Origin of the sequence: Anaerococcus sp. (assembly GCF_022770135.1) — a bacterium.
In the GTDB taxonomy this organism is placed as follows: Bacteria; Bacillota; Clostridia; order Tissierellales; family Peptoniphilaceae; genus Anaerococcus.
Genome location: NZ_JALEIL010000082.1, coordinates 1 through 3150, shown reverse-complemented (window position 1 = coordinate 3150; position 3150 = coordinate 1). Strand labels below are relative to the sequence as shown.

Genomic DNA, 3150 nt, shown 5'->3' with positions numbered 1-3150 from the left:
AAAGTTATCATGGTAGGTGACGGTGTTAATGATGCCCCTTCTCTTGCCTTAGCAGACGTTGGTATAGCGATCGGTGCAGGAACTCAAGTGGCATTGGATTCAGCTGATGTCATCTTGACTCAATCCGATCCAGGAGATATTGAATCATTCATTGAATTAGCACACAAAACAACTCGTAAAATGAAACAAAATCTCTTTTGGGGAGCTGGTTATAACTTTATAGCTATTCCTCTAGCTGCAGGAATTTTGGCTCCTATTGGTATCACATTAAGCCCTGCATTAGGAGCAATCCTAATGTCTGTGTCAACAGTCATAGTCGCCATTAATGCTATTTTATTAAGATTAGATCCAAATTAAAATGATTGTTAGTATATAGAATGTTTAAAAACCCTTAAATTATAAATAATCGATAGTTTTACAAGAAAGGAAGAGATGTAAGTACCCTGGAAATCATCTCTTTCTTTTTATTGTTTCAATTGTCAAATTAACCTAGACAGAATACACTAAATTCATAAATTCTTCTAACGGTGTTTTGTAGTTCAAAGACTTTCTTGGGATATTGTTTCTGTAGCTAGCTATAGAAACAATATCCTCTTCTCTTTTTAGCATAAAGTCCGTTTGTTTTGTTAATCCATCTTTTCTTAATAACCCATTCGAATTTTCATTTAACCCCTTTGACTTGGGCAGTCTGAATTTGCGAAGAATATTGATATATCATGCTTATTACATATATTTTTCTAATTTGAGAAATCTTTACTAAAGTCAAATGTTATTGATTTTACCAATTTTATTGGCATTTGTTCTAACCATTTATATAATCTTTCTTCGATACTATTAGCTGTCCTATTTTTTGGCTTTAGGTTACTATTGCCTTGGATTCTTTCTCAACTAGGGTTATTAAACAACTTTTATGATCTTTCTCTACAATTGTATCTCCCTTAAAGTGAGCAAATTCAGTATTAAAGTTTGGATAGTATTTTTTCTATCATGGATGCTTCTTTTAAAGGCTTGCTTTCCTCTTTTTTCAACACTAACATTCTTTTTTCTTTTACCCTTCATTGGTAGAAGTTTTGCTTACAAAGTTCCATCTTTGAACCTTCTGTAGAGTGTTATTGAACTCATTGATAGCTTTATTTCACCTCTGCCTAATATTACATCAGGAGTCCATTCTTTACTTAATTTATCAAGAACATAATCATATTCTTTACCGCTTAATTGTTTGGTTTTGGCTTCATATTTAGACTTATTTTTATTGTAGTTTCCATGGTAGTCTTGTATACTTAAACCTTTTTTAGCCAATTTATTACATTATATATGGTTTGTCTTGCTCTTGATAAGTATTTTGCTATATTTATAACTTTTTCTCCAGATTTATAGTATTGCTCTATCCAAATTAACTTTTATATGATGAGATGATATCAAATATGTGCTCGATAGATGCATCGATACAAAATACACAAAAGATATAGTATCAACACAGATACCAGATCTATTTGATGTAACATTTGAGTAGAGAAAAGGGGATAGAAATATCCTCTTTTTTCTTGTTTCAAATCCTTGTTTGTGATATTATTTACTTAAGTAAAAAAATGAAAAGAGGATATATGAAAATTAATAAAAAACTTGTAGGATCTGCCTTACTCTTGGCCCTCCTGCTTCCAGATATAGCCTATGCGGCTGACCTTGTTATGTATGATGATTCTAATATAGATGAGATATTTGAAGAAGTGGAAGGACCTAAGGAAAATACAGAAAATGCAAATAGTGGAAATGCAAATTCCAATATAGAAAAGCCAAAAGCAGAAGACAATAAGGATGAAGAAATAGTAGTAAGCGAAGAGGAAGTGGATAAAATCGTGGAAGAATTAAATCCAGAAGCTCAAAATAGCTTAGATGAGTCTGACATCTATCCAAAAGTTGCCGTCTATGAGAAGGTAGTTGATATGAGCGAGTATCAAAATCCTAAAAATATTGACTACGATAAGCTTGCAAACTCTGTAGATGGGGCAATACTCAGGACATCTATTAGACAAAAGGATAAGAGCCTAAGTAAGGATAAAAAAATAGAAACTCATTATGCCGAGCTAAATAAAAGAGATATTCCTCTGGGCTTCTATCATTATTCAAGGGCGATAAATGAGAAAGAGGCTTTAGAAGAGGCAAATTACGTCCTAAATATAGTAAGAAACAAGAAAGTTTCTCTACCGATTTATATAGACATAGAAGATAACTACAGACAGACTAAGGCTAGTAAGAAAGAAATTACTGCCGTAGCAGACGCCTTTACCAAGGCTATTAGAAGAAATGGTTATGTGGCAGGGATTTATTCCTATCCATGGTTTGCCAACAAATACTTGACTAAGGAAGTAAGGGATGAGAATGAGTTTTGGATAGCAGAGTGGAAAAAAGATGCCCCTTATCCAAAATACAAGGATAGCCATTACGATTCTTGGCAATATTCATCCAAGGGAGGAGTCTACGGCTACAAGGGAGACTTGGACAAGAATGCTCTCTACAGAGACTACCCACTAATAATGACAGGAGTATCCTCCAAGGGCTTTGTCAAAGTAGCAGAAGAAGTAATAGCCGGCAAGTGGGGCAATGGTAATGTTAGAAAAAAAAGATTGGAATATGCGGGCTATGATTATGCTGTAATCCAAAAAGAGGTAAATAGATTATTAAAATCTAGGAGAATTTAAACTAAGTTATCATTTTAGATTAAAGCCAAGATCTCCAATAAGACTTGAATAAAAGGAAGAATACTATAAAATAATACAAGAGTATTAATTAGAAAATATTATAGATTGGAGATAAATATGGCGGGAATTAAATATGATATAGTTGAAAATCTTGGCGTTCTTTCAACCAATGCCAAGGGTTGGACCAAGGAGCTTAACCTTGTTTCTTGGAATGAAAGAGATCCAAAATACGACATTCGTGATTGGAATGAAGATCACACAAGAATGAGCAAGGGCATAACCCTTACAACAGAAGAGGCCGAAGTTCTTAAGAATATTTTGGCTGATGAATTTCATTAAAGAATTCCCTCAATTAATGAGGCAGACTGTAGACAAAATCAAAATAACCCTTATTTCGACCGAACGGAGTGAGCGGAGAAATCTAATGAGATCTCTCCATGCGTTCGTTTCA

The 3150-nt window shown here is 33.7% G+C and carries 3 protein-coding genes and 1 pseudogene; 3 read left to right on the top strand and 1 reads right to left on the bottom strand.

Annotation, left to right across the window (positions count from 1 at the left end; all coding sequences use genetic code 11):
* The coding region (locus MRZ08_RS03720) for an HAD-IC family P-type ATPase (protein ID WP_297379360.1) at nt 1–357 on the top strand (357 nt) is incomplete at its 5' end.
* Nucleotides 358–489: 132 nt separating this feature from the next.
* Here MRZ08_RS03720 and MRZ08_RS03715 read toward each other — a convergent pair.
* Nucleotides 490–1409, bottom strand: a pseudogene (locus MRZ08_RS03715) (IS30 family transposase).
* A 195-nt stretch (nt 1410–1604) separates the two neighbouring features.
* On the opposite strand from MRZ08_RS03715, the gene MRZ08_RS03710 reads away from it, so the two are divergent.
* Entirely contained in the window at nt 1605–2699 is a 1095-nt protein-coding gene (locus MRZ08_RS03710) for a GH25 family lysozyme (protein ID WP_297379358.1), read from the top strand.
* Between the two features lie 117 nt (nt 2700–2816).
* Nucleotides 2817–3038: a PC4/YdbC family ssDNA-binding protein gene (locus MRZ08_RS03705; protein ID WP_015777520.1), complete on the top strand. Its 222-nt coding sequence runs from the start codon at nt 2817–2819 to the stop codon at nt 3036–3038.
* The last annotated feature ends 112 nt before the right edge of the window (nt 3039–3150 follow it).

What these genes read in the sequence shown, in the direction of transcription:
- MRZ08_RS03710 (WP_297379358.1), top strand. Translation starts at nt 1,605, where the DNA reads ATGAAAATTAATAAAAAACTTGTAGGATCTGCCTTACTCTTGGCCCTC.
- MRZ08_RS03705 (WP_015777520.1), top strand. Translation starts at nt 2,817, where the DNA reads ATGGCGGGAATTAAATATGATATAGTTGAAAATCTTGGCGTTCTTTCA.